Raw genomic sequence first — 25313 nt, 5'->3', positions numbered from 1 at the left:
GCTGTGATAGGTTGCGCATACTGGCTCGTGGAGGATGGAACATGCGTCTGCAGCACATACTGATCCCCGCCGCACTGGTCTCGCTGGTTGCGGCATCGGCCTGGTCCGAAGAGACCGACCGCTACCGGCTGGAAAAATCGGCCAACGGCTATGTCCGCATGGACACCCGGACCGGCGCCATGTCGATCTGCGAGGAGCGCTCCGGCCAGCTCGTCTGCAAGATCGCGGCCGACGAACGCGCTGCCTTCCAGGACGAGGTCGATCGTTTGCAGTCCTCGATGAAGGCCATGGACGAACGCGTCACCAGGTTGGAGAATTCGCTGTCGGCCCGTCTCGAATCGAAATTGCCGAGCGAAGAGGATTTCGACAAGACGATGAGCTATATGGAGCGCATGCTGCGCGGCTTCATGGGCATCGTCAAGGAGATGGACAAGGATAATGGCGACGGCGCCAAACTCAACTCGCAAAAGACCTGAACTGCCCGGCGGGGAAATGCCCCGTCCGGCCATTGCCGCTTGAAACAAAGCGCTTCGCCGCATAATCGTCCGGTCCCGTAAAAGCCGATAATCGATAAGGGATTTGGGAGGAAGATTTGCCGTCGGGTTACACCTTCGTCATTGCCGACGACCATCCGCTGTTCCGCGGCGCCTTGAAAGAGGCGCTTGCCGGCGTCGGCGATGTCGCCGCCATTCACGAGGCCGGCGATTTCGAAAGCGCCAAGGCCCTGGTCGTGGCCAATGAGGATGTCGACCTGGTGCTGCTCGACCTGTCGATGCCGGGCGCCAGCGGCCTGTCCGGTCTGATCGCGTTGCGCGGCATCCACCCGGCGGTGCCGCTGGTGGTGGTATCGGCCCACGACGACCCGGTGACCATCCGGCGCGCGCTCGATCTCGGCGCATCCGGCTTCATCTCCAAATCGGCCAGCATGGAGGAAATCCGCAGCGCTGTGCAATCGGTGCTGGTAGGCGATATCGCAGCCCCCGTCGGCATCGACCTCGGCGTCGAGCGCGACCCGGAAATATCCGACCTGATCAAGCGGCTGCAGGCGCTGACACCGCAGCAGACGCGTGTCCTCGGCATGCTGGCCGAAGGCCTGCTCAACAAGCAGATCGCCTACGAGCTCAGCGTCTCCGAAGCGACGGTAAAGGCGCATGTTTCGGCCATCCTGCAGAAGCTCGGCGTCGACAGCCGCACCCAGGCGGTGATCCAGCTGTCCAAGATCGGCAGCGATCCGTTGCAGCCAGCAGGCTAAAGCGCATCGCGCTGAACGGATTCATGCGACCCGCTTTAGCTCTTGTTCGATGCATGTCGTGGTCCCAGAACCGGGGCACACTTCTGGGCGACATGCATTGAACCCTACTCGGCCGCCGATGCCAGCGGCCTGACCCTTGCCATCATGGAACGCAGCACGGCCGGCTTCAGCGGCTTGTTGATCACCGGCACGTCCAGGGCGGCGGCAGCGGCACGGACCTCGGTGGAGCGGTCGGCGGTGACCAGCACGGCCGGCAGGTCCGAACCATGGATGTCACGCAGGCGGGCGATGATGTCGAGGCCGCTTCTGCCATCGAGATGATAGTCGGCAAGCACGATGTCGGGACGATCGGCCCTGCCAAAATCCTCCGAACCCGAAAACGTGCCGATGCTGCAGCCCCAGCCCTCGAGCAGAAGCCGCATGCCGTCGAGGATGCGAGCGTCGTTGTCGATGCACATGACGCGCAGGCCGGCCAGCGAATTCGCGGTGCGGGCAGGCGCCTTCGGCTCGACCTCGCGCCGCGGCGCCTCAACCGCCGCAACCGGCAGGATAACGGAAAAGCGCGTACCCTTGCCCGGGTTGGAAAAGATCTGGATCTCGAGCCGCAGCACCCGCGCGATGCGGTCGACGATGGACAGGCCAAGGCCGAGACCTTCGGCCTCGCGCACGCCTTCGTCCAGCCGGGTGAACTCGTTGAAGACCGTGTTCAGCTTGTCGCCGGCAATGCCGATGCCAGTGTCGATCACCTGGATTTCGGCGAGTTCGCCGCGCCGTCGCACGCCGACCAGGATGCTGCCATGGGGGGTGTATTTGATGGCGTTGGAGACCAGATTCTGGATCAGCCGGCGCAGCAGGTTGCGGTCCGTCAACACGCTGAGCGACGAGGCTATGATCGTCAGATCGAGTTTCTTTTCGGCGGCGAGCGGCTGAAAATCATTGCCGATCTGGCGCAGCAGCCCGTCCAGGCGGAAGGCGCTGTCGTCCGGCTTCATTGCGCCGGCGTCGAGGCGCGAAATGTCGAGCACGGCGCCCAGGATCGTCTCGACCGATTCGAGCGAGGATTCGATGTTGACGGCAGCCTTGCCCGCCGGCCCCTTGCCGGCTTTTTCGATCAGCGACGAGCAGTAGAGACGGGCGGCGTTCAAAGGCTGCAGGATGTCGTGGCCGGCGGCGGCGAGGAAGCGCGTCTTGCCCAGATTAGCCTCCTCGGCCAGCATCTGCGCCTGCGCCAGCTCCTCATTGACCCGGGTCAACTCCTCGTTGACTCTAGTCAGTTCGATGGTGCGCGTCTTGACCCGCTGCTCCAACGATTCATTGGCCCGCTTCAGCGCCAAATCCTGTTCGACGCGTCCTGATATGTCGGCATAGGTGGCGACGATTCCGCCGTCCGGCATCGGGTTTGAGCGCAGTTCGAGGATGCGGCCGCTGGTCTTCAACTCCATCTGCCACGGGCTGACGAAACTGGTCAGCCGGTTGAGCATCGCCACGCGCTGGTCGGCCGGAATATCGCCGCGCTCGGCGAGGTGGCGCAGGATGCGGTCGAGCGAGACGCCGACCTGGCCCATCTCGTCGGGCAGGTCGAACAGCGCGCGATATTGTCTGTTCCAGCAGATCAGACGAAAATCGCGGTCGAATACGGTGATGCCCTGCTCCATCTGGTCGAGCGCGATCTGCAGCAGGTCGCGATTGTGCTGCAGCGCTTCGGTGGCGTCGTCGAGCAGGCGAAAGGCGTCCTTGGACTCGCGGTCGTTGCGGCGAAACAGCAGCGACAGGATCAGCCGCGCCGAAGACGAGCCGACCGCGCTCGCCAGCAGCTGCTCGGAAAAGCGGATGACATCCATGCTGGCCTGCTCATTGCCGTGCAGCGAGACGCCATTGCTTTTCTCGAAGGATTGGAAGGAGCGCTCGGTGCGCTCGACGCCGAGGTAGCGCGAGATGGTGTCTTTCAGCACGTTGACGGTGATGGCGGTGCGGAAGCGGCGCAGGCTGGGCATCGGGCCGGATTCGCGCGGCACGAAGATCGACGCCTGGATCCGCTCCAGCGGCACTGACGCGCGCGACAGCGAGCCGAGCACGAAGAACAGCGTGTTGACCGACAGGCTCCAGAGCACGCCGTGGTTCAACGGTTCGGCGACGGTGCCGAACAGAGCCTGCGGCCGCAGCGCCTCGAAACCGAACAACCCCTGCACGACGATGTCCGCGTCGGCTGCCGAGAGCGACGGCAAAAGCAGCGTATAGCCCCAGACGAGGATGCCGGCGACCATGCCAAGGGCCGCGCCGCGGCCATTGGCGCCGCGCCAGATCAGCCCGCCGATCAGCGCCGGCGCGAATTGGGCGATTGCCGCGAACGACATCAGGCCGATCGACGACAGCCGCGCCGAGTTGGTGCTTTCGCGGTAGTAGAGGAAGGCGATGAACAATAGGATGAAGATGGCGCCGCGCCGCACGTTGAGGATCAGCGTCGACCAATCCTCATTCTCAGAGGTCGTGGTCTTGAGCAGGCGGCGCACGAACAGCGGGATGACGAGGTCGTTGGAGATCATGATCGACAGCGCCACGCTTTCGACGATCACCATGGCGGTCGCCGCCGACAGCCCACCGATGAAGGCGGCCATGGCGAGGAAGTCATGGCCGCCGAACAAGGGCAGCGCCAGCACATAGAGGTCACTGGTGGTTTTGGCGCCGACCAGCGCCAGGCCGGCGAAGGCGATCGGCAGCACGAACAGGTTTATCGCCACGAGATAGAGCGGAAACACCCAGGTCGCGGTGCGCAGTTCGGCCTCGCCGCGGTTCTCGACGATGGTGACGTAGAACTGGCGCGGCAGCATGATGATGGCAAAGCCGCTCAGGCAAGTCAGCACCAGCCAGGTGGCGAGCGAGGTGTTGTAGCCCATGGCTTGCCGCACCTGGCTGTTTTCGGCCAGCTTGTCGATCATGTCGCCCGGGCCACCGAAGATCAGGAAGGTGACCATCAGGCCGATCGCCAGGAAGGCGGCGAGCTTGACCACGGTTTCGACCGCCACCGCCAGCACCAGCCCGTCCTGGTGCTCGGTGGCGTCGGCATGGCGGGTGCCGAACAGCACCGCAAACAGCGCCAAGAGCATGGCCACCACCAGCGAGATGTCGCTGACGAAGGGATCGAAGGAGGGCGGCGATCCCGTATAATGCTCGACCATCAGGCCGACCGAACCGGAGATCGCCTTCAATTGCAGTGCGATATAGGGCACCGCGCCGATGGTGGCGATCAGCGTGGCGATCGCCGAGACGGCAAAGCTCTTGCCGTAGCGCGCGCCGAGGAAGTCGGCGATCGAGGTGATCTTCTCGCTCTTGGCCAGCCGCACGATGCGATTGAGCAGCGGAAAGCCGAACACGAACACCAGCACCGGCCCGGTGTAGATGCCCAAAAATTCGAGGCCGCGCTCGGACGACAGGCCGACCGAGCCGAAGAAGGTCCAGGAGGTGCAGTAGATGGCGAGGCTGAGCGCATAGATGAAGGGCCGGGCGCGGCCGGGTCCCAACGCCGTTGAACGCCGGTCGCCGAGGCTGGCGATGACGAACAGCAGCGTTACATAGGCGACCGCAATGATGACGATGAACCAGCCCTGCACGGCCCGAAAATCCTCCTCGGCCAGCTTTCACCCCGGCCTGCCCAGAGGCAATCACAGCTCTAAGGTCAAGTCCATCGCGGCTTTCGGCGCATGGCCGCGACGCCGCCCTGTCGAACCGTGACCTAAGGTAAGGAGAAAGCGGTGTTTTCCAGCTTTTGCTTCTGTTGCAACCGCAGGTTTTTGTTATGGTGCGCACGGGCCGACGCCGGAGGGACGGCGGCAGCGCGGTCCGTCATGACAAGGAGGGTCGAATGCTGAAAGAATTCCAGGAATTCATTTCCAAAGGAAATGTGATGGACCTTGCGGTCGGCGTCATCATCGGCGCGGCCTTCAGCAAGATCGTCGATTCTCTTGTCAATGACATCATCATGCCTTTCATCGGCGCACTTGGTGGCGTCGACTTTTCCAACTACTTCATAGGCCTCTCATCAACAGTGCATTCGACCAATCTTGCCGACGCGCGTAAGGAAGGCGCGGTGTTCGCCTACGGCAATTTTATCACCGTGGCGCTGAATTTCGTCATCCTGGCTTTCATCATCTTCCTGATGGTCAAGGCCGTGAACAACATGCGCAAGCGGCTCGAGCGGGAGAAGCCGGCCGCACCTGCGGCTCCGCCACCGGCCGACGTCGCTTTGCTCACCGAAATTCGCGATCTCCTCGCCAGGAAATAGACAAGGCCAGATTTCTGGACCAAAACCCCGGTCGTTCGCGGCCGGGGTTTTCTGTTGCCGCATCTGCTAAGAGCATCCGCCAATGCATGTCGCCCATAAGTGCGCAGCGGTTCTGGATAATGACATGCATCAAAGCAGACATCAAAACGGACCTGTTCATGACCCTGATCGATAGCTTGCGCGCCGAAGCGGTGGCCGCCCCCGAAAGCGGCATTGTCGCCGTCGTCAATTACGGCCGTACGCGCGAGGGCATGATCCCGCTCTGGGCCGGTGAAGGCGATTTGCCGACGCCTGCCTTCATTTCGGAAGCCGCCGCCAAGGGGCTCGCCAATGGCGAGACCTTCTACACCTGGCAGAAAGGCATTCCGGAGCTGAGGCAAGCGCTTTCCCGCTACTATGCCAGGCATTTCGGCAAGAGCTTCGCCGAAGAGGAATTCATCGCCACCGGTTCCGGCATGCATGCCATTCAGTTGGCATTAGCCGCGGTCGCCGGCAGCGGCGACGAGGTGGTCTATCTCTCCCCGGCCTGGCCGAATTTCGCCGCCGCCGCCGGTATTTCCGGCGCTACCCCGGTTGCGGTCACGCTCGACCAGTCGGGCAATGGCTGGTCCTGCGATGTCGACAAGATTGCGGCTGCGGTGACGCCGCGCACCAAGGCGCTGTTCGTCAACACGCCATCGAACCCCACCGGCTGGACGGCCGATAAGGAAACGCTGCAGGCGATCCTGAATCTCGCCCGCCAAAAGGGCCTGTGGATCATCGCCGACGAGATCTATTCGCTGTTCCACTACGGCCACGGCCGTGCGCCGTCCTTCCTCGACATTTCGACCGCGGAAGACCGCATCCTGTTCGTCAACTCCTTTTCCAAGAACTGGGCGATGACCGGCTGGCGCGTCGGCTGGATCAAGACCCATCCCGAGCTGCAGCAGGTGTTCGAGAACCTGATCCAGTATTCGACCTCAGGCGTCGCCCAGTTCATACAGCGCGGCGCCGTCGCGGCGCTGGACCACGGTGATACCTTCATCCTCGAGCAGGTGGAGCGCGCCAGGAAAGCGCGCGACCTGGTCTGCGATATTCTCGGCGCAACCGGCAAAGCGCGCTTCACCGTGCCGCAAGGCGCGTTCTATTTGTTTTTCACGGTCGACGGCATCACCGATCCGCGCCGGGCTGCTTTCGACATCGTCGACAAGGCCAATGTCGGCCTGGCGCCGGGCACCGCCTTCGGCCCTGGCGGAGAGGCGTTTTTGCGCCTGTGCTTCCACCGCCGCCTCGACCAACTCGAGGAAGCGGCACACCGGCTGGCGGGATGGATGAGGACGGTTTGAGGTGAATGGCCGGCGGCTTCAGCCGCCCGACTTCGGCACAAGCAGCGGCACAATCCGGTCGCTCTTGGCGACAGTGGGCCGTCCGGCGGAGCCGTAGGGAATGCCCAGCGCATCCCATGTCTCGACCAGCGCGTCCTGCAGTCCCGCAATCAGCGCATCGGTATGGAACGGCGTCGGCGTGATGCGCAGCCGCTCGGTGCCGCGCGGCACGGTCGGATAGTTGATCGGCTGGATGTAGATGCCGTGCACGCCGAGCAGACGGTCGCTGGCCATCTTGCAGAGTTCGGGGTCACCGACCAGCACCGGCACGATGTGTGTCGGCGATTCCATCACCGGCAGGCCAGCTGCAGACAGAACCTCCTTGGTCCGCGACGCCTGGCGCTGTTGCGCATCGCGCTCGGCTTGCGACCGCTTGAGGTGGCGGATGGACGTGGTGGCGGCGGCGGCGATGGCCGGCGGCAGCGCCGTGGTGAAGATGAAGCCCGGAGCATAGGAGCGCACCGCGTCGATGACGGCGCTGTTGCCGGCGATATAGCCGCCCAGCGTGCCGAACGCCTTGGCCAGCGTGCCTTCGATGATGTCGATGCGGTCGGCCAGCCCCTCGCGCTCGGTGATGCCGCCGCCGCGCGGTCCGTACATGCCGACGGCATGGACCTCGTCAATATAGGTCATGGCGTTGTAGCGTTCGGCCAGTTCGACGATCTGCTTGATCGGCGCGATGTCGCCATCCATCGAATAGACGCTCTCGAACACGATCAGCTTGGCGCGTTCGCGGCCCGCCACCTGCAACAGGCTTTCGAGATGCGCGACGTCGTTGTGGCGGAAAATCTTCTTTTCGGCGCCCGAGCGCCGTACGCCTTCGATCATCGAGGCATGGTTGAGCTCGTCCGAAATGATCAGGCAATTGGGCAAAAGCCGCGCAATGGTCGAGATCGAGGCCTCGTTGGAGACGAAGCCGGAGGTGAAGACGAGCGCGGCTTCCTTGTCGTGCAGGTCGGCCAGTTCCAGCTCGAGCTCGACGAGCGGGTTCGAGGTGCCGGAAATGTTGCGGGTGCCGCCGGCGCCCGAACCCATCTTGCCGGCTGCATTCTGGAACGCGGCAATGACATCGGGGTTCTGGCCCATGCCGAGATAGTCGTTGGAGCACCAGACGGTGATTTCCTCGGCGCGGCCGTTTGAACGCCAGATGGCGCGCGGAAACTTGCCGACAATGCGCTCGAGATCGGCGAAAACCCGGTAGCGCCGCTCGGCGTGGAGCTGGTCGATCGCTTCCTCGAAGAACCGCTGATAGTTCATGTCGCCTTCCCAGTTTTGCGCGGGATCATAATCGTTGGGCCATTCGTCGTCCACCGGGCCGTTTTGGTCAAAATGCCACGCCCCAAGCCTGTTCCTAACGATGCCAGATCGTGGCCTATTCCCTTGATGTGGATCAATTTTGTTTCCGTACGATGCCACAGGCCGGTGAGACTGTTACGGATTTAACATTCAGGCGTTTCTAATGGCCTTGCCGCAGGCTTTCCAGTAAGGCGGTGATTGAGACAGTTTCCGATAAATCATGGGTAAAAGAGGACGCGGATGACGGTTTTGGTAACGGGCGGCGCCGGCTATATCGGCAGCCACATGGTCTGGGAACTGCTGGATGCCGGCGAGAGCGTCGTCGTTCTCGACCGCCTTTCCACCGGCTTCGAATGGGCGGTAGCGCCGGAAGCCAAGCTTGTCGTCGGCGATGTCGCCGATAAGGAATTGGTCGGCCAGATCATCCGGGATAACGAGGTCGACGCGATCATCCACTTCGCCGGTTCCATCGTGGTGCCGGAGTCGGTTGCCGACCCGCTCGCCTATTACGAGAATAACACCTCCAAGACCCGCACGCTGATCGAAACCGCGGTGCGCGAGGGCGTGCCGCATTTCATCTTCTCCTCGACCGCCGCCGTCTATGGCGGCGCCGGCCTGGAGCCGGTGCGCGAGGATGCCCGCCTGGCGCCGGAATCGCCCTACGGCCTGTCCAAGCTGATGAGCGAATGGATGCTGCGCGACGCAGCGCTTGCGCATCCCTTGCGCTACACGGCCCTGCGCTACTTCAACGTCGCCGGCGCCGATCCCAGGGGCCGGGCGGGTCAGTCGACGCCTGGCGCCACGCATCTGATCAAGGTCGCCTGCGAGACCGCGCTCGGCAAACGCCCCTTCATGCAGGTGTTCGGCACCGATTATCCGACGCCGGACGGCACCTGCATGCGCGATTATATCCATGTCAGCGACCTGGCCGCGGCCCACCGGCTGGCGCTGCAGCGCCTGCGCGCCGGCGGCGGCAGCCTCGTCGCCAATTGCGGCTACAGCCACGGCTATTCGGTGCTCGAGGTCATCGACAGCGTGCGGCGCGCCTTCGGCCGGGATTTCGAGGTCAAGATGGGCGACCGGCGCCCCGGCGACGCCGCCGCCGTGGTTGCCAATTCGGACCTTGCACGCGCCGAACTCGGCTGGACCCCGCAACGCGACGACCTTGACCAGATCGTCGCCGATGCGCTCGCCTGGGAGCGCATCCTCACCGGCAAGAACTCCGCGCGAGGCTGAGCCGGGCACTTCCGAGGGCTCGCAAGGCGCGCGGCGAAGCGCTATTGAAGGCATTGGCGATGCGGCGTGGAGGCGCTGCGCCGCGAAGAGGGGGTGGCATGAAGATAACGGTGCTTGGAGCCGGTGTTGTCGGTACCGCGGCCGCGTATTATCTGGCCGCCGACGGCCATGAGGTCACCGTTATCGAGCGCCATCCGGCGCCGGCGCGCGGCACCAGCCAGTCCAATGCCGGTCTGGTGTCGCCGGGCGACGCCACCGCCTGGGCCTCCCCGGCGGCGCTGAAGACCTTCCTGCGTGCGCTCTGGAACCATGATCTCGGCATCAAGGTCAGGCTGCGCTTCGATCCCTATTTCCTCGCCTGGAGCCTGCGCTTCCTGCGCCAGTGCACGGTGGCGCGCCTGCGCGCCAACAGCCAGGTCAAACTGCGCCTGGCGCTCTATTCGCGCGACTGCATCAACGCGCTCTCCGACGCCACCGGCATCCACTATGACGAGCGCAAGAAGGGCATTCTTTATTTCTTCCGCTCGCAGCACAGTCTCGACACCGGCACCGACAACTACCAGTTTCTGGCGAAGCATGGCCTGCCGATCGAGATCGTCGGCCGCGACCGGCTGGTCGAACTTGAGCCCGGGCTCGCCGGAGTGAAGGAAAAGATCGCCGGCGGCGTTTATTCGCCAATCGACCAGACCGGCGATTCCAGGATATTCGTCGATGGGCTGGCCGCCTATGCCGCCGAAAAGCTCGGCGTCAGATTCCTGTTCGACACCACGGTCGAGGGGCTCGACATAGAAGGCGATCGGGTGCGTGCGGTCATGACATCGGCCGGCCCGGTGACGGGCGACGCCGTCGTCATCGCCATGGGCCCCGAGAGCGGCCTGATCGGCCGCCGCTACGGTATCGACCTGCCCGTCTATCCGGTTAAAGGCTATAGCGCGACCATCCCGCTGGAGGACGAGAGCAAGGGACCGACCATGGGCGGCGCCGACGAGGACCGGCTGGTTGGTTACTCCAGGCTCGGAAACCGCCTGCGCATGTCCTCGACAGCCGAGTTCACCGGCTTCGACCGCAGCTTCAAGCTCAGCGACTTCAAGTCCATGCTGAGCACCGGCAAAGACCTTTTCCCCGGCGCTTTCGACGAGAAGAAGGCGCTGTTGTGGGCAGGTCTGCGACCGATGATGCCCAACTCGGTGCCGGTCATCGGCAAGGCGAAATACAAGAACCTTTACCTCGACACCGGCCACGGCCATGTCGGCTGGACCATGGCCTGCGGCTCGGGCAAGTTCCTGGCCGACCTCGTCGCCGGCCGCAAGCCGGAGATCGACCCCCAGGGGCTGGTCTACGGGAGCTGAGCGATGTCGGGACCGCAAGTCGCTATCGACCTTGGCCGCATCGAGCGCAACGCCCGCACCATCGTCGAACGCTGCGCATTGTCTGATATCAAGGTATTCGGTGTCACCAAGGGCACATGCGGCATGCCGCAGGTGGCGCGGGCCATGCTGCGCGGCGGTGTTGCCGGCATCGCGGAATCGCGTTTTGAGAACATTCGGCGGCTGCGCGACAGCGGCATCAATGCGCCGGTCATGCTGCTGCGCAGCCCGCCCATGGCGCGCGTCGAGGAGGTCGTGCGCACCGTCGACATCAGCCTGCAGTCGGAACTGACCACCATCCGCGAGATATCGCGCATTGCCGAGCGCATGGGCCGCGTCCACGACATCATGCTGATGATCGATCTCGGCGATCTCCGCGAAGGCATCTGGCCAAGCGACCTGATCCCCACCGTCGAGCAGATCCTGGAATTCAAGGGCGTGCGCATCGCCGGCATCGGCACCAATCTCGGCTGCTTCGGCGCCATAATGCCGACCCCGGAGAACCTTGGCCAACTCGTCGCCCATGCCTACAAGACTGAGCGCCTGTCCGGCAAAAGCCTCGACTTCATTTCCGGCGGCGCCTCGTCATCGCTGACGCTGCTGCTCGAAGGCAAGCTGCCGCCCGGCATCAACAATCTGCGCGTGGGCGAGGCGATCCTGCAAGGCGGTGTCGAAACCTTTCGCGACGTGCCGTGGCCCGAACTCGAACCCGATGCCTGCCGGCTGACCAGCGACATCATCGAGGTCAAACTCAAGCCTTCGCGGCCGATCGGCACATCCGGCTACGACGCCTTCGGCAACCAGCCGGTCTTTGCCGACGAGGGCGACCGGCTGCGCGCCATCGCCAATATAGGCCGCGAGGACGTGCTGGTGGAAGGGCTGACGCCGATCGCCAAAGGGGTGAGGGTGCTCGGCGCTTCCAGCGACCATCTGCTGCTCGATGTGCAGGATGCCGATCCGCGACCCACCGTCGGCGACCGCGTCGCCTTCCGCATGAATTATGGCGCCATGCTTCTGGCGATGACCTCGGAATATGTCGAGAAGGCGCCGATGCACGACGTCGCGGATTTCTCCGGCCGCAAGATGGTGTCGATCTCGGCCGAACCGGAAGCCGGCGGGATTATCGCCCGCGAGGGAACCGGCGCGCGGCTGGAGGCAATGAATTTCGACGTGGTCGAACTCGCCGACGTCGAGCGGCCGCCCTCGGGCCTCGTCCGTCTCGCCGCCGGCGCAGATCGCCGTATCGCCCACAAGGCGCTGACCGCAACGGCGCGGGCGACGCATTCCTTTGGCCTGATCTGGATCGATTCCCTCGCCGCCCTGATGCCCGAGGACGAGGAGGCCGAAGACATGCCTGAAGTCTCGGTGCTGGCCCGCGCGCTCGGTCTCGATCACAAGCCCGGCGCGCTGCAGCCGCAGCTGTCGCCGGAAAATGTCGTCATCGTGGGCCTGCGCCATGCCGATCCGGCGGAGGCAAGGGTGCTCAAGGATTCGCGTGTCTCGGCCTTCACCATGACCGACATCGACGCCATGGGCATGCGCGACCTCATGCATGAGGCGATCCGCATCGCGACGTCGGGCACGCAGGGCTTTCACGTCAGCTATTCGCCGACGGCGACCGAATTTACCGGCTGGGCTGCGGGCTCGGGCGGGCTGACGGTGCGCGAGACGCATCAGGCAATGGAGGCGATCTCGCTGTCCGGCGGTCTGCTGTCGATGGATGTTTCCGGGCTGACCGCCGGTCTGGAGCCGCGGATCGGCGCCGACGCCGTCAACTTCGTCATGTCGGCCTTTGGGAAGCGGATTTTGTGATCAGCCTTGCGCGTCGACTGCCGCGCGCCACGCGGTGACATAGGCCGCCCAGACCGGGTCGGTCTGCGGCTCAATTCTTTCGCCCTTGCCGTGCGTCACTGGCTGATCGGATGCGAGCAGTGCCGCGCCGATGCTGGTGCCGGTGGCCGCCTCGGAGGCGATGACGATGCGCGCGGTCGCTGCCGCCAGCATGCCGACAAAGAGCCGGTTGCGAGCAAACGGTCCTTCCACGGTGGTCGGGCCGTCGGCGCCGATCAGCTCGAGGCAGGTCGCCGTCATCAGTGCCAGATAGAAGGAAATGGCGGCGAACCGCTCGCCTTTGCTGATGCCGTCGGCATCAAGCCATTCCGCGGCATGGTGCGGGAACGGTCCCGATCCCTGCTGCGTAGAAGGTAAAAGCAGCATTTTTCCGGTCAGAACGGCCAGCACCTCGCTGCCGCTGCAGTCCTGCGGCTTGTCCTTGGTCAGCTGGGAAAACTCGCGGCCACCCATGAACCGCGCCGAGGGCACGGGAGCGCCAAGCGCGCTGACATTGACCAGCGTGTCGCGCGCAGCATCGAGCGCAATCTCTCTGCCGCCGACCGCCATCGATACCACCCAGGTGCCGGTCGAGACGACCGAGAAGGGCGGCTCGTCGGACAGAAGATGCGGCAATAGGGAGGCGTTGGAATCGTGCAGGCCACAGAATACCGGGGTCTGCGGATCGAGCCCGGTGCGCGCGGCAAGCGCCGGCAGGATCGGGCCGAGCTGGTCCCTGGCCGGCCGCACCGGCGCCATCAGCCTGCGCCAATCCAGCCTGTCGACCATCGAGGAAAAGTCCGCCTCCCAAGGGCTCCACAGATCGGTGTGGCAGCCGAGCGAGGTCACCTCGTTGGCGGCAACGCCGGTCAGGCGCAGCGCCCAGTATTGCGGATACATCAGCATCGCGGCGGCCTTGGCGAATTCGGTGGGGAAACGCTTCTCAAGCCAGAAGAATTGCGCGCCGAGATTGAGACCGACCGGCAGGCGCGGTGTACCGGTTTCGGCGAAGGGCGGACGAACAGCATCATACTCCGCCGCCAACCTGTCGGGGCCATCGAACTCATAGTCTAGGACAGGCAGCACCAGCTCGCCCGAGGCGTCGACCAGCACGCCGGTCGCACCATGCGTGGTGATCGAAATCGCGTCGATACGCTGTTCGCGGTCGAGGCTGGCAAGGCTGTTGAGGATAAACGTCCACAGCGCCTCGACATCGTGATGCGGATAGGGCGCTTGTCGCAGCGGCGCGTTCGCCATGCGGCGCAACCCCACCTCGCTCAGCGTGACGAGATCGACCAGCGCCACCTTGGCGTTGGTCTTGCCGATGTCGATGACGGCGATGTGGCGCAGCGCACTCATGCCATATGGAACATTGTTTCCAGGGGGATGGCCACCGGTTGGTTGTCCGGCCTGGTCTCCATGATGTCGGCCATGTGCGCCCACCAGCGCTGCATCACCGGATGCTTCGGCAGGTCGGCCATGCCATGGTCGTCGCGCCGCCACAGCACGCCGAACAGGATGTTGGTGTCTTCATCGAGATGGATCGAATAATCGGCGACGCCGGCCTCTCTCAGCAGCGCCACCAGCGACGGCCAGATCTCATCGTGGCGCTTTTTGTACTCGGCTTTCATGCCGGGTTTGAGCTGCATCTTGAAGGCGTATTTCTCAGGCATCAGCTGTTACCACGCAGCTGTCGCCAGACGATCGGCAGCGCGATGACGAAGATCAAGAGCAGGCCGATGAAGATCGACATGACGATGCCGGGCACGTTGAGCAGGCCGAGGCCGAAGGTCACCAGCCCCATGATAAAGGCGGCGAGCACGACGCCTAAAATGCTGCCGGAGCCACCCAGAATGCTGACGCCGCCCAGCACCACCATGGTGATGACCTCAAGCTCGTAACCCTGCGCGATGGACGGTCGCGTCGAGCCGAGCCGCGAGGTGATCAGCACCGAGGCGATGCCGGCCATCAGCCCTGTCAGGCAAAACAGGATGAATTTGATGCGGCCGACGCGAACGCCGGAAAACTGTGCCGCGACCGGATTGTTGCCGGTGGCAAAGACACGGCGGCCGAAGCTGGTGCGATGCAGCAGGAACCAGTAGGCGACGGCCGCGATGAGGAAGAGCACCAGTTCGAACGACACCACCCACCAGACATAGCCCTGGCCGAAGAAAGCAAAACTCTCGGGATAGCCCTTGTAGGCCTGGTCACCGAGGATGATGAAGGCAATGCCGCGAAACAGGCTCATCGTGCCGATGGTAACGACGATGGACGGCAGGCCGAGCCTCGTCACCAACAGGCCGTTGAAGGCGCCGCAACCGAGCCCGACGACGATGCCGATAGCCACCAGCACCGGCGTGTCGGCGCCGGCCTGTACCGCCATGCCCATCATGGTCGAGGCGAGCGCGATGATGGCGGCGACCGACAGGTCGATCTCGCCCGAAATGATCAGCAGCGCCATGGCGAAGGCGATCAGGCCTTTCTCGGTGAAATTGAAGGTCAGGTCCGACAGCGAATAGGCATCGAGGAAATAGGGCGATGCGAAGCTGTTGATGGCGAAGATGGCGACCGCCACGACGACCAGCAGCGCTTCCCAGGAAAAGATCGCCGAGGAGAGCGGCTTGTCGAGCCGGTCGGGAATGTGGCGCGGGGCGGGGGTGTCGGTCATGCCGCCTCCGCCTTCCTCAGAATGATCCGCCCCTGCTGACGTTCGCCACGCGCGTTGAGCACGACGGCCAGGATGATGGCGCTGCCTGAAATCGCCATCTGCCAGAAGGGCGAGATGTTGATGACGGGCAGCGCGTTGGAAATGATGCCGAGGAACAGCGCCCCTAACACAGCGCCCCCGACCGAGCCGATGCCGCCGGCAATCGAAATGCCGCCGATGACGCAGGCGGCGATGATGTTGAGTTCATAGCCGTTGGCGACCTCGACCGAGGCGATGACATAACGAGAAATCCAGAGATAACCGGCGAGCCCGCCGATCATGCCGGAAATGCAGAAGACGATGAATTTGGTTCGGCCGACATCGATGCCGGCATAGACCGACGCCGTCGGGTTGACGCCGATGGCATAGATCGAACGGCCAAGCGCGGTTCGCGTCATCACCACGAAGAACAGCGCGATGACCAGTATGGCGATCCAGGACAGAACCGGAATGCCCAGGAAAGCTGCGCGCTGGAAGCCGATGAACTCAGGACTCATCTTGTCGGCATTGACCCATGCGCCGCCGGACAGGACGAAGGTGGCGCCGCGATAGATGGTGAGCGTGCCCAATGTCACCACGATCGAAGGGATGTTCAGCCGCCACACCAGCAGGCCGTTGATGGCGCCGAGCACCAGTCCGACGGCCAGCGCAATGACGATCAGCAGCGGGATCGGGATCGCCGGATGCGCGGCGTTCAGCATCGCCACCACCATGCCGGTGAAGCACAGGTTGGAGGCCATCGACAGGTCGATCGAGCGGGTCAGGATGACGACCATCTGTCCCAGCGCCAGGATCATCAGGATCGAGGTGTCGTTGAACACCTGGGCGAGATTGCCGGGGTCGGCAAAGGCCGGGAAGCGCGTCGAGATCAGAGCAATCAAAACGACGATCGCCGCTGCCAGCCAGATCTCGCGGAATTTCAGGAGAGCCTTCATGCCGCGATCCCCGCTGCCGTCCGGACCAGCGTTTCGGCGTCCAGCCCCTTACTATCGTAGACCGCCGCAACCAGCCCTTCGCGCATGACGACGACGCGGTCGGACATGCCCAGAATCTCCGGCAGTTCCGACGACACCATGATCACCGACAGGCCCTGCGCGACGAGCTCCGCCATGAAGCCGTGCACGGCGGCCTTGGAGCCGATGTCGATGCCCTTGGTCGGCTCGTCCAGGATGATCACCTTGGGCGCTGTCGCCAGCCATTTGGCGATGACGATCTTCTGCTGGTTGCCGCCCGACAGCGTGCCGACATCCTGGCTCAGCGACGAGGCGCGCAGGTCTAGCCGCTCGGTGTAGGAGCGGGCGAGCGCGAATTCGTCCGACAATCGCAGCAGGCCGGATTTGGAGGTGCGCTTGAGCGAGGGAAGCGAGACGTTTTGGAAGATCGGCAGGCCGATCACCACGCCCTGCTTGCCGCGTTCCTCCGGCACGTAGACGATGCCGGCTTCGATGGAATCCGCCGCCGATTTCGGCGTGATCGTCTTGCCTTCCAGCGTGATCGTTCCACCCGATATGCGGGTGATGCCCGATATCGCCTGCATCACCTCTGACCGCCCGGCGCCGACAAGGCCGTAGAAACCGAGGATCTCGCCCTTGTGCAGTTCGAAGCCGATGTCGTTGAATTCGGTCGGGTGCGAAAGGCCAGCGACCGACAGCACCGGCGCGCCGATCTCGGCCTTGCGTTGCGGAAAGATGTGATCGACCGAGCGGCCGACCATCATGCGCACGATCTGGCTCTGGCCGGTATCCTTGATAAGGCCCTCGCCAACCATCTCGCCGTCGCGGAACACGGTGTAGCGATCGGCGATCCGATAGATCTCGTCGAACTTGTGGCTGATGAACAGGATCGCCTTGCCTTCCTCCTTGAGGAATTCGATCAGCAGGAAAAGCTCCTCGATCTCCTTCATCGAAAGGGCTGCGGTCGGCTCATCCATGATGACGATCTGCGCATCGATCGACATCGCGCGAGCAACCGCTACCAGATGCTTGTTGGCGATGCCGAGGTCTTTCAGCCGCGCATCGGCGTTGATATGGCCGGCATGCATGGTGTCGAGCACTTCGCGCGCGTGTTTTCGCATGGTGCGCCAGTCGATGGTGCCTAGCCGCGTGCGCGGCGCATGGCCGAGAAAAATGTTTTCGGCGACGCTCAGATCGTCGAACAGCACGGTTTCCTGATGAATGGCGGTGACGCCGTGGCCGAAGGCGGCATGCGCGCTGGGCAGGGTGACGGCCTGGCCGTCAATGCTGATCGTGCCGGCGTCGGGCTGGTAGATGCCGGTCATGATCTTGACCAGCGTCGACTTGCCGGCACCGTTTTCACCGATCAGCGCCGTAACCTGGCCGGGGTAAAGCGACAGGCTGACATTGTGCAGCGCGCGCACGCCGGGAAAGCTTTTGGAGACGCCGGACAGCGTCAGGCGCGGGGCAGGACCCGTGGGCTCCTCCTTCGCAATGCCGTGCTGGGCTGTCGTGTCCATATCCGTATCAAGCCCTGAAACAAGGTCCGTTTAAAGTCGCGGCGGGATTTTGGTCCCGCCGCGCTTGGTCCGAGACGTCCGAGATCAATAGATCTTGGAGAACTTTTCGATGTTGGACTTGTCGAACTGGAAGGGCGGAGCCATCGCAGCCGAGTTGCTGTCATCGAGCGTGACCTTGCCGACGCGGCCGATCGACAGCGTTGCGCCCGGCTTTGCCTCTTCCTTCTTCACCGCCAGATCATGAGCGAGGTAGACGGCGGAGTAGCCGAGGTCGATCGGATTCCAGAGGGCAACCGCCTGGCTGGAACCGTTGTCGATGAACCTCTTGAACTCCGACGGCAGCGCGAGACCGGTGACATTGACCTTGCCGATCAGGTTCGCGTCGGTGACGACCTGGGCAGCGGCAACGACGCCGACGGTGGTCGGCGCGATGATCGCCTTGAGGTTCGGATAGGATTTCAGCAGGCCCTTGGCTTCGTCGGTGCTCTTGGCCGAATCGTCATCGCCGTAGACGGTGGCGACGAGTTTGATCTTGGGGAATTTTTCCGGCAGGATTTTCTTGGCCGCGTCGATCCAGGCGTTCTGGTTGGTCGCGGTCGACGAAGCCGACAGAATGGCGACTTCGCCGCCTTCCGGCAGATAGTCGGCGGCAAGCTTGATGATGGTCTCGCCGATCAGGCCGGTGTCGGACGGGTTGAGGTGCAGCTGGCGGCCTTCCTTGGCGACGCCCGAATCCCACGAGATGACGGTGATGCCGCGCTCCATCGCCTTCTTCAGCACCGGCACCAGCGCGTCGGCGTCATTGGCCGAAATCGCAATGGCGTTGACCTTCTGCGCGATCAGCGAATTGACCACTTCGATCTGCGCTTCGGCTGTCGCCTTGGTCGGGCCGGTGTAGATGATGTCGACATCGCCGAGTTCCTTGGCCGCCTCTTCGGCACCCTTGTTGGCGGCGTCGAAGAAGCCGTTGCCGAGCGACTTCACCACCAGCGCGATCTTGACGTTCTCGGCATAGGCGGCATTCACGAACATGGCGGCCGAGAACGCGGCCGTCACCATCAATTTCTTCAGAAAGCTCATCGTATTTCCTCCCTTGAGCGTTGCATTCCATCGTCGCTGCGGTTGGCCTCAGGCCTGCAGCGAGGATTCTTCCTTTGCCGACTTGCGGGCGACGATCAGCGTCACACCCGCGGCCTCCAGCATGTTGGCTTCGCGATCCTCGATGCCGTCATCGGTGATGACGGTGGCGATGCGCTTGAGCCCGCACAGGATCAGGCTCGAGCGCTGGCGGAATTTCGATGAGTCGACCAGCACCACCAGTTCGTCGGCCTGGTCGATCAGTTTCTGCTCCGCCTGGATCAGCAGCGGGTCGCCTTCCATCAGGCCAAGCGGCCCGAGCCCTTGAGCGCCCATGAACATGCGGCGCGCGTAGAAATTACGCGTCACGTCATTGTCGAAGGGCGAGAGGATGATGTTCTGCTCGCGGTAGATGGTGCCGCCCGACAGCATGACGGTGTTCTTCGAATGCTTGAGCAGATGCTCGGCGATGGGGAACGAATTGGTGAAGATCGGCATGCGGCGTCCGGTCAGGAAATGCACCATCTGGAAGGTGGTGGTGCCGCCATTGATGATGATCGGCTCGCCGTCCTTGCACAGCTCCACCGCTTCGCGCGCAATCGCGCGCTTCTGCGAAGCATTAAGCGTTTCGTTGACGGAAAAGGGCCGGCCGGCGAGGCCGATGAACTGCGGTGGCGAGATCGCTTCGGCGCCGCCGCGCACGCGGCGCAGGCGCTTTTGCACATGAAGAGCCGCGATATCGCGCCGGATCGTCGCCTCGGAGGAGTCCGTCAGGTCGACCATCTCCTGCACCGTCACCACAGGCTTTTCCTGGACGGCGGACAGAATGATCCTGTGGCGCTCTTTTTCGTGCATGGTTCCTCCCTGCCTGGTCATGAGGCACTAGAAAACAAGCAGTGTCAATCATTTCCGATCATATAATTTCATTGTGCAGTGCAATATGATCGATCTTGATCGTTTATGATTGACAACCGAGATGCTTGCGTAGACATTTCCGGCAAAATGGACCGCGCCTTTTGCGTCCCAGGGAGGATAATCATGCTCGACAAGCGCTCCGGCTCGCGCCTTGCCAACCTTTGGGACGATGCGAAAGCCAAGGGGCTGAGCGAGCCTGAGCTTCTGGTCTATCGCTCCAACACGCTCGGCTCCGACAAGCGTGTCACCAATTATGGCGGCGGCAACACCTCGTCCAAGATCCGGCAGAAGGACCCGCTCTCCGGCGCCGAAGTCGAAGTGCTATGGGTCAAGGGCTCGGGCGGCGACAGCGCCTCGATCAAGCTGGACGGTTTCGCCACGCTCTACATGGACAAACTGCAGGCGCTGAAAGGCCTCTATCGTGGCGTCGCGCATGAGGACGAGATGGTGGGCTATCTTCCCCACTGCACCTTCAACCTCAACCCGCGCGCGGCCTCGATCGACACGCCGCTGCACGCCTATGTGCCGAAGCCGTTCGTCGATCACATGCATCCCGATGCCATTATCGCGATTGCCGCGGCCAAGGATTCCAAGGCGTTGACCAAGGAGATATTCGGTGACGCCATCGGCTGGCTGCCGTGGAAGCGGCCGGGCTTCGAACTTGGCCTCTGGCTGGAGAAATTCTGCGTCGAACACCCCGAGGCCAAGGGCGTCATCCTCGAAAGCCACGGCTTGTTCACCTGGGGCGACATACCCAAGGAGTGCTACGAGACGACGATCTCGGTCATCAACCAGGCGATCGAATGGTTCGAGCGCCGCTCCGAGGGTCTCGCCATCTTCGGCGGCGAAGTCGTCAAATCGCTAGACGCCGCTGAGCGCCGCGCCATCGCGGCGAGACTGATGCCGAGAATCCGCGGCCTGATTTCGGAGAAGAGCCACAAGCTCGGCCATTTCGACGATTCCGCCGCCGTGCTCGAATTCGTCAACTCCAGGGATTTGCGCCCGCTGGCGGCGCTCGGCACCTCATGCCCGGATCATTTCCTGCGCACAAAAATCCGCCCGCTGGTTATCGAGTTCGACCCAGCGAAGCCCGACGTCGAAGCCGTGATTGCGCGCCTCGCCGACGATATTGCTGAGTACCGTGTCGGCTACCAGGCCTATTACGACAGCTGCAAGCATCCGGACTCGCCCCCGATCCGTGACCCCAACGCCGTGGTCTACCTGATGCCCGGCGTCGGCATGTTCACCTTCGCCGGCGACAAGGCCACCGCCCGCATCTCTGGCGAATTCTACGTCAACGCCATCAATGTCATGCGCGGGGCCTCGACCGTTTCGTCCTATGTCGGCCTGCCGGCGCAGGAGGCCTTCGACATCGAATACTGGCTGCTCGAGGATTTGAAGCTGCAGCGCATGCCGAAGCCGAAGTCGCTCGCCGGCCAAATCGCGCTGGTCACCGGCGGCGCCGGCGGCATCGGCCGCGCCACCGCCAATCGCCTGCTGCGCGAAGGCGCCTGCGTCGTGCTGGCCGATATCGACGAGACCGCACTTGCCAACGCCAACGACGAACTGGCGAAAGCCTATGGCAAGGACTTCGTCCGGCCGGTGCTGATCAACGTCACCGCGGAGGAGCAGGTGATTTCCGGCTTCGCCCAGACAGCCGTCGAGTTCGGCGGCATTGATATTCTCGTCTCCAACGCAGGCCTCGCCTCCTCGGCGCCGATCGAGGAGACGACGCTGGCGCTGTGGAACAAGAACATGGACATATTGTCGACCGGCTATTTCCTGGTCTCGCGCGAAGCCTTCCGGCTGTTCCGGGCCCAGAAGATCGGCGGCAATGTCGTCTTCGTCGCCTCCAAGAACGGTCTTGCCGCGTCACCCAATGCCGCCGCCTATTGCACCGCCAAGGCGGCCGAAATCCATCTCGCCCGCTGCCTGGCGCTGGAAGGCGCGGAAGCCCAGATCCGGGTCAACGTCGTCAATCCGGACGCCGTGCTGCGCGGTTCGAAGATCTGGACCGGCGAGTGGAAGGAACAGCGCGCCGCCGCCTACAAGATGTCGACCGACGATCTGGAAGAACACTACCGCTCGCGCTCGATGCTGAAGCGCTCGGTGTTTCCCGAAGACATCGCCGAAGCGATCTATTTCCTGGCGTCCGACATGTCGGCCAAATCCACCGGCAACATCATCAACGTCGACGCCGGCAACGCGCAGAGCTTTACGCGCTGAGTTAAGGGCGGAGCGCTTCTCTTCTCCCCGTCACTATACGGGGAGAAGGTGGCCCGAAGGGCCGGATGAAGGGCAGCGCTGACTGAACGCATTGGGAGGAATAGCACTTGTCCGAAACCATCATCGCCGCCGATCTCGTCTCCAGCCACAACGCCCAGCGCAAACCCGACCTCGAGCGCGACTACGCGTCGCTCGGCGAACGCCTCGACCGCCGCGGCATCGCCATCGATGCCATCCGCGACAAGGTCGAGAAATTCGCCGTCGCCATTCCGTCCTGGGGCGTCGGAACAGGCGGCACGCGGTTTGCCCGCTTTCCCGGCGCCGGCGAGCCGCGCGACATTTTCGACAAGATCGAGGACTGCGCCGTCATCAGCCAACTGACACAGGCGACGCCGACCGTCTCGCTGCATATACCGTGGGACAAGGCCGATCCGAACCGGCTGAAGCAGGCGGCCTCGCGCTTCGGCCTCGGCTTCGACGCCATGAATTCCAACACCTTCTCGGATGCCAGGGACCAAAAACTGTCCTACAAGTTCGGGTCGCTGTCGCATGCCGATGCCGGCACGCGCCGCCAGGCGGTCGAGCACAATCTGGAATGCATCGAGATCGGCAAGACGCTGGGGTCCAGGGCGCTAACAGTGTGGATCGGCGACGGCTCGAATTTCCCCGGCCAGGTCAATTTCGCCAAAGCCTTCGAGCGCTATCTCGACGCGATGAAGGAGATCTATGCCGGACTGCCCGCCGACTGGAAACTGTTCACCGAACACAAAATGTACGAGCCGGCTTTCTACTCCACGGTCGTGCAGGACTGGGGCACCAACTACCTCATATCCAAGGAGCTGGGCGACAAGGCCTACTGCCTGGTCGACCTCGGCCACCATGCGCCCAACGTCAACATCGAGATGATCGTGTCGCGGCTGATCCAGTTCAAGAAACTCGGCGGCTTCCACTTCAACGATTCCAAATATGGCGACGACGATCTCGATGCCGGCTCGATCGATCCCTATCGGCTGTTCCTGGTCTTCAACGAACTGGTCGATGCCGAGCTGTCCGGCGCCGAGGGTTTCGATCCCGCCCACATGCTCGACCAGAGCCACAACGTCACCGATCCGATCGAAAGCCTGATGCTGTCGGCGGTCGAGGTGCAGCGCGCCTATGCGCAGGCGCTGCTGGTCGACCGCAAGGCGCTCGAGGGTTTCCAAGACGGCAATGATGCGCTGATGGCGACGCAGACGCTGAAAGCTGCCTACCGCACCGATGTTGAGCCGATCCTTGCCATGGCGCGGCTGAACACAGGCGGCGCCATCGATCCAGTCGCCGCATATCGCGCGGCGGGCTACCGGGCGAAGGTCGCGGCGGAACGGCCGGCGGTTGTGGGCGGTTCAGGCGGGATTGTTTGAGATTGGCTAATCTCCACCACAGGGGGGAGATCAGCTTGCCTCTGCCGGCAGGCGAACATCAATATGTGTTCGCTCATATTGATGATGGACTCGGCCGCTCCATGTAGCTCTTCTAGGCACCGCACTTGGAGCACCGCCATGCCCTTGACCCGCCGGACGCTGATTGGCGTCACCCTTTCGCTCGCAATTGCGCTCGCGCCATCCGGCGCGCTCCATGCCGCCTCGCCACAACCGGCGAAGGGCGAGCACGGCATGGTCGTCACCGCCCAGCATCTGGCGTCGGAAGCCGGCGTCGAGGTGCTGAAGAAGGGCGGCAATGCCGTCGATGCGGCGGTCGCCGTCGGCTATGCGCTCGCCGTCGTCTACCCTAATGCCGGCAATATCGGCGGTGGCGGGTTCATGACCATCCGCTTCAAGGACGGCAAATCGACCTTCCTCGATTTCCGCGAGCGCGCGCCGCTGGCGGCAACCAAGACCATGTATCTCGACAAGGACGGCAATCCGGTGAAGGGCGCCAGCCTTGATGGCTACCTTGCGGTCGGCGTACCGGGTTCCGTGGCAGGGTTCGAGATGGCTCGTGAAAAATATGGCACGCTGCCACGCCAGGATTTGATGGCGCCGGCAATTGCCTATGCCAAGGATGGCTTCATCCTCGACCAGGGCGACGCTGCTTCATTCGCGAGCAATGCCGCACGGCTGGCGAAGGACCCTGCCGCCGCCGCCATCTTCCTGAAGCCGGACGGCAAACCCTATGGCGCCGGCGAGCGTCTCCTCCAGCCCGATCTTGCAGCCTCGCTCGCCGCCATCTCCGAAAAAGGCGCCGACGCCTTCTACAAAGGCGCCATCGCCGACGCCATCGTCAAGGCGAGCGGCGCCAAGGGCGGCATTCTGGCCAACTCAGACTTCGAGCAATATAAGGTACGCGAGCTGCAACCGGTGAGCTGCACCTATCGGGGCTATGAGATCACGTCCTCGCCGCCGCCAAGCTCCGGCGGCGTCATCATCTGCGAAATCCTCAACGTGCTGGAGGGCTACCCGCTGTCCTATCTCGGCGCCGGCTCGGCCGAGACGGTGCATGTCATGGTCGAGGCGATGCGTTACGCCTATGTGGACCGCAACTCGGCGCTCGGCGATCCAGATTTCGTCGACAATCCGGTCTCGAAACTGCTCGACAAGGGTTACGCCAAGGAGATCCGCGACAAGATCGACCCGTTCCGCGCCGGCGTCTCGCAGGATTTGATGCCGAAGGGCTTCGGCGAGTCGAAGGAAACGACGCACTATTCGATCATCGACGATGACGGCAATGCGGTCGCGGTCACTTATACGCTGAACGGCTCGTTCGGCGCCGGCGTGGTCGCGGACGGCACCGGCATCCTGCTCAACAACGAGATGGATGATTTCACCCAGAAGCCTGGCGTGCCCAACCTCTACGGTCTCGTGCAGGGAGAGGCCAATGCCATCCAGCCGAAGAAGACCCCGCTGTCATCGATGAGCCCGACTATCGTCGCCAAGGACGGCAAGCCGTTCATGGTTATCGGCAGCCCCGGCGGCTCGCGCATCATCACCATCACGCTGGAAGCCATCGTCAACGTCATCGACCACGGCATGAACATCCAGGAGGCGATCGACGCATCGCGCATCCACCATCAATGGCTGCCCGACACGATCTATGTCGAACCCTTCGGCCTGTCGCCCGACACTGAAAAACTGCTGGCCGGCATGGGCTACCACCTCGATCTCGCGGATTCTACCTGGGGGCAGGCGGCCGGCATTCTTGTCGGCGGCAAGAGCCTGGCGGAAATCGAGAAGGGCGGCGGCGCCCGTTACAACGGCGCCATCGACAGCCGCGCCGCATCCGGCGAGGCGATTGGCTACTGATCAAAACAAGAGA

The 25313-nt window shown here is 63.3% G+C and carries 19 protein-coding genes; 10 read left to right on the top strand and 9 right to left on the bottom strand.

The features are described from left to right. Window positions 1-41: 41 nt before the first annotated feature. A complete protein-coding gene (locus tag NLY43_RS14450) occupies window positions 42-476 on the top strand; it encodes a hypothetical protein (protein WP_023669646.1) in 435 nt (144 codons plus the stop codon). A 116-nt stretch (window positions 477-592) separates the two neighbouring features. Beyond that, window positions 593-1252, top strand: a complete 660-nt coding sequence (locus tag NLY43_RS14445) for a response regulator transcription factor (protein WP_023681935.1) — start codon at window positions 593-595, stop codon at window positions 1250-1252. A gap of 104 nt (window positions 1253-1356) precedes the next feature. Here NLY43_RS14445 and NLY43_RS14440 read toward each other — a convergent pair whose 3' ends face one another. Then, complete coding sequence (locus NLY43_RS14440; RefSeq protein ID WP_023711401.1) at window positions 1357-4860, bottom strand: PAS domain-containing hybrid sensor histidine kinase/response regulator; 3504 nt, start codon at window positions 4858-4860, stop codon at window positions 1357-1359. A 251-nt stretch (window positions 4861-5111) separates the two neighbouring features. Here NLY43_RS14440 and mscL point away from each other — a divergent pair, with 251 nt between their 5' ends. Beyond that, window positions 5112-5531: a large conductance mechanosensitive channel protein MscL gene (mscL, locus tag NLY43_RS14435; RefSeq protein ID WP_023681933.1), complete on the top strand. Its 420-nt coding sequence runs from the start codon at window positions 5112-5114 to the stop codon at window positions 5529-5531. Window positions 5532-5689: 158 nt separating this feature from the next. Then, window positions 5690-6856, top strand: a complete 1167-nt coding sequence (locus NLY43_RS14430; protein ID WP_023711400.1) for a pyridoxal phosphate-dependent aminotransferase — start codon at window positions 5690-5692, stop codon at window positions 6854-6856. Between the two features lie 18 nt (window positions 6857-6874). On the opposite strand, the gene hemA is transcribed toward NLY43_RS14430, so the two are convergent. After that, window positions 6875-8152, bottom strand: a complete 1278-nt coding sequence (gene hemA, locus NLY43_RS14425) for a 5-aminolevulinate synthase (RefSeq protein ID WP_023711399.1) — start codon at window positions 8150-8152, stop codon at window positions 6875-6877. Window positions 8153-8431: 279 nt separating this feature from the next. Here hemA and galE point away from each other — a divergent pair, with 279 nt between their 5' ends. From galE to NLY43_RS14410, 3 genes are all read left to right on the top strand, one after another. After that, on the top strand, window positions 8432-9427 hold the full coding sequence (gene galE, locus NLY43_RS14420; protein ID WP_023711398.1) for a UDP-glucose 4-epimerase GalE: 996 nt from the start codon (window positions 8432-8434) through the stop codon (window positions 9425-9427). A 98-nt stretch (window positions 9428-9525) separates the two neighbouring features. After that, window positions 9526-10776, top strand: a complete 1251-nt coding sequence (locus NLY43_RS14415) for a D-amino acid dehydrogenase (protein WP_023711397.1) — start codon at window positions 9526-9528, stop codon at window positions 10774-10776. A 3-nt stretch (window positions 10777-10779) separates the two neighbouring features. After that, the gene (locus tag NLY43_RS14410) at window positions 10780-12606 is read left to right on the top strand and encodes an alanine racemase (protein WP_023711396.1); all 1827 of its coding nucleotides are present in this window, start codon (window positions 10780-10782) and stop codon (window positions 12604-12606) included. Here the strand turns inward: NLY43_RS14410 and NLY43_RS14405 are convergent, their stop codons facing one another. The 7 genes from NLY43_RS14405 to NLY43_RS14375 all read right to left on the bottom strand — a co-directional run bounded on the left by NLY43_RS14405 (window position 12607) and on the right by NLY43_RS14375 (window position 19736). Beyond that, on the bottom strand, window positions 12607-13983 hold the full coding sequence (locus NLY43_RS14405; protein ID WP_023711395.1) for an FGGY-family carbohydrate kinase: 1377 nt from the start codon (window positions 13981-13983) through the stop codon (window positions 12607-12609). It abuts the gene before it with no gap. Further along, window positions 13980-14297, bottom strand: a complete 318-nt coding sequence (gene rhaM, locus NLY43_RS14400) for an L-rhamnose mutarotase (RefSeq protein ID WP_023681927.1) — start codon at window positions 14295-14297, stop codon at window positions 13980-13982. The genes NLY43_RS14405 and rhaM overlap by 4 nt, the downstream gene beginning before the upstream one ends. Further along, the gene (locus NLY43_RS14395) at window positions 14297-15292 is read right to left on the bottom strand and encodes an ABC transporter permease (RefSeq protein WP_023711394.1); all 996 of its coding nucleotides are present in this window, start codon (window positions 15290-15292) and stop codon (window positions 14297-14299) included. Before NLY43_RS14395 ends, rhaM begins: the two co-directional genes overlap by 1 nt. Continuing rightward, window positions 15289-16266 (bottom strand): ABC transporter permease, encoded by a 978-nt coding sequence (locus tag NLY43_RS14390; RefSeq protein WP_023711393.1) that lies wholly within the window; start codon window positions 16264-16266, stop codon window positions 15289-15291. Before NLY43_RS14390 ends, NLY43_RS14395 begins: the two co-directional genes overlap by 4 nt. Next, window positions 16263-17804: a sugar ABC transporter ATP-binding protein gene (locus NLY43_RS14385; protein ID WP_023711392.1), complete on the bottom strand. Its 1542-nt coding sequence runs from the start codon at window positions 17802-17804 to the stop codon at window positions 16263-16265. Before NLY43_RS14385 ends, NLY43_RS14390 begins: the two co-directional genes overlap by 4 nt. Before the next feature lie 84 nt (window positions 17805-17888). Next, window positions 17889-18884 carry a rhamnose ABC transporter substrate-binding protein gene (rhaS, locus tag NLY43_RS14380; RefSeq protein WP_023711391.1) on the bottom strand — a complete coding sequence of 332 codons (996 nt, stop codon included), beginning with the start codon at window positions 18882-18884 and terminating at the stop codon, window positions 17889-17891. Between the two features lie 48 nt (window positions 18885-18932). After that, window positions 18933-19736, bottom strand: coding sequence for a DeoR/GlpR family DNA-binding transcription regulator (locus NLY43_RS14375; RefSeq protein WP_023669662.1), 804 nt, complete (start codon window positions 19734-19736; stop codon window positions 18933-18935). 183 nt (window positions 19737-19919) lie between these two features. Here NLY43_RS14375 and NLY43_RS14370 point away from each other — a divergent pair, with 183 nt between their 5' ends. The 3 genes from NLY43_RS14370 to ggt all read left to right on the top strand — a co-directional run bounded on the left by NLY43_RS14370 (window position 19920) and on the right by ggt (window position 25300). Then, window positions 19920-22022 carry a bifunctional rhamnulose-1-phosphate aldolase/short-chain dehydrogenase gene (locus tag NLY43_RS14370; protein ID WP_023711390.1) on the top strand — a complete coding sequence of 701 codons (2103 nt, stop codon included), beginning with the start codon at window positions 19920-19922 and terminating at the stop codon, window positions 22020-22022. Window positions 22023-22129: 107 nt separating this feature from the next. Further along, on the top strand, window positions 22130-23422 hold the full coding sequence (gene rhaI / locus NLY43_RS14365; protein ID WP_023669664.1) for an L-rhamnose catabolism isomerase: 1293 nt from the start codon (window positions 22130-22132) through the stop codon (window positions 23420-23422). A 138-nt stretch (window positions 23423-23560) separates the two neighbouring features. After that, the gene (gene ggt / locus NLY43_RS14360; protein ID WP_023711389.1) at window positions 23561-25300 is read left to right on the top strand and encodes a gamma-glutamyltransferase; all 1740 of its coding nucleotides are present in this window, start codon (window positions 23561-23563) and stop codon (window positions 25298-25300) included. Window positions 25301-25313: the final 13 nt, after the last annotated feature.

Origin of the sequence: Mesorhizobium sp. C416B (genome assembly GCF_030323165.1) — a bacterium.
In the GTDB taxonomy this organism is placed as follows: domain Bacteria; phylum Pseudomonadota; class Alphaproteobacteria; order Rhizobiales; family Rhizobiaceae; genus Mesorhizobium.
Note: the sequence above shows the minus strand (reverse complement) of the source record. Positions and strands in the feature narration are given on the sequence as shown.

What these genes read in the sequence shown, in the direction of transcription:
- NLY43_RS14410 (WP_023711396.1), top strand. Translation starts at nt 10,780, where the DNA reads ATGTCGGGACCGCAAGTCGCTATCGACCTTGGCCGCATCGAGCGCAAC.
- NLY43_RS14370 (WP_023711390.1), top strand. Translation starts at nt 19,920, where the DNA reads ATGCTCGACAAGCGCTCCGGCTCGCGCCTTGCCAACCTTTGGGACGAT.
- mscL (WP_023681933.1), top strand. Translation starts at nt 5,112, where the DNA reads ATGCTGAAAGAATTCCAGGAATTCATTTCCAAAGGAAATGTGATGGAC.
- NLY43_RS14390 (WP_023711393.1), bottom strand. Translation starts at nt 16,266, where the DNA reads ATGAAGGCTCTCCTGAAATTCCGCGAGATCTGGCTGGCAGCGGCGATC.
- rhaM (WP_023681927.1), bottom strand. Translation starts at nt 14,297, where the DNA reads ATGCCTGAGAAATACGCCTTCAAGATGCAGCTCAAACCCGGCATGAAA.
- NLY43_RS14385 (WP_023711392.1), bottom strand. Translation starts at nt 17,804, where the DNA reads ATGGACACGACAGCCCAGCACGGCATTGCGAAGGAGGAGCCCACGGGT.
- NLY43_RS14415 (WP_023711397.1), top strand. Translation starts at nt 9,526, where the DNA reads ATGAAGATAACGGTGCTTGGAGCCGGTGTTGTCGGTACCGCGGCCGCG.
- NLY43_RS14430 (WP_023711400.1), top strand. Translation starts at nt 5,690, where the DNA reads ATGACCCTGATCGATAGCTTGCGCGCCGAAGCGGTGGCCGCCCCCGAA.
- rhaS (WP_023711391.1), bottom strand. Translation starts at nt 18,884, where the DNA reads ATGAGCTTTCTGAAGAAATTGATGGTGACGGCCGCGTTCTCGGCCGCC.
- NLY43_RS14395 (WP_023711394.1), bottom strand. Translation starts at nt 15,292, where the DNA reads ATGACCGACACCCCCGCCCCGCGCCACATTCCCGACCGGCTCGACAAG.
- NLY43_RS14450 (WP_023669646.1), top strand. Translation starts at nt 42, where the DNA reads ATGCGTCTGCAGCACATACTGATCCCCGCCGCACTGGTCTCGCTGGTT.
- NLY43_RS14375 (WP_023669662.1), bottom strand. Translation starts at nt 19,736, where the DNA reads ATGCACGAAAAAGAGCGCCACAGGATCATTCTGTCCGCCGTCCAGGAA.
- ggt (WP_023711389.1), top strand. Translation starts at nt 23,561, where the DNA reads ATGCCCTTGACCCGCCGGACGCTGATTGGCGTCACCCTTTCGCTCGCA.
- galE (WP_023711398.1), top strand. Translation starts at nt 8,432, where the DNA reads ATGACGGTTTTGGTAACGGGCGGCGCCGGCTATATCGGCAGCCACATG.
- NLY43_RS14405 (WP_023711395.1), bottom strand. Translation starts at nt 13,983, where the DNA reads ATGAGTGCGCTGCGCCACATCGCCGTCATCGACATCGGCAAGACCAAC.
- hemA (WP_023711399.1), bottom strand. Translation starts at nt 8,152, where the DNA reads ATGAACTATCAGCGGTTCTTCGAGGAAGCGATCGACCAGCTCCACGCC.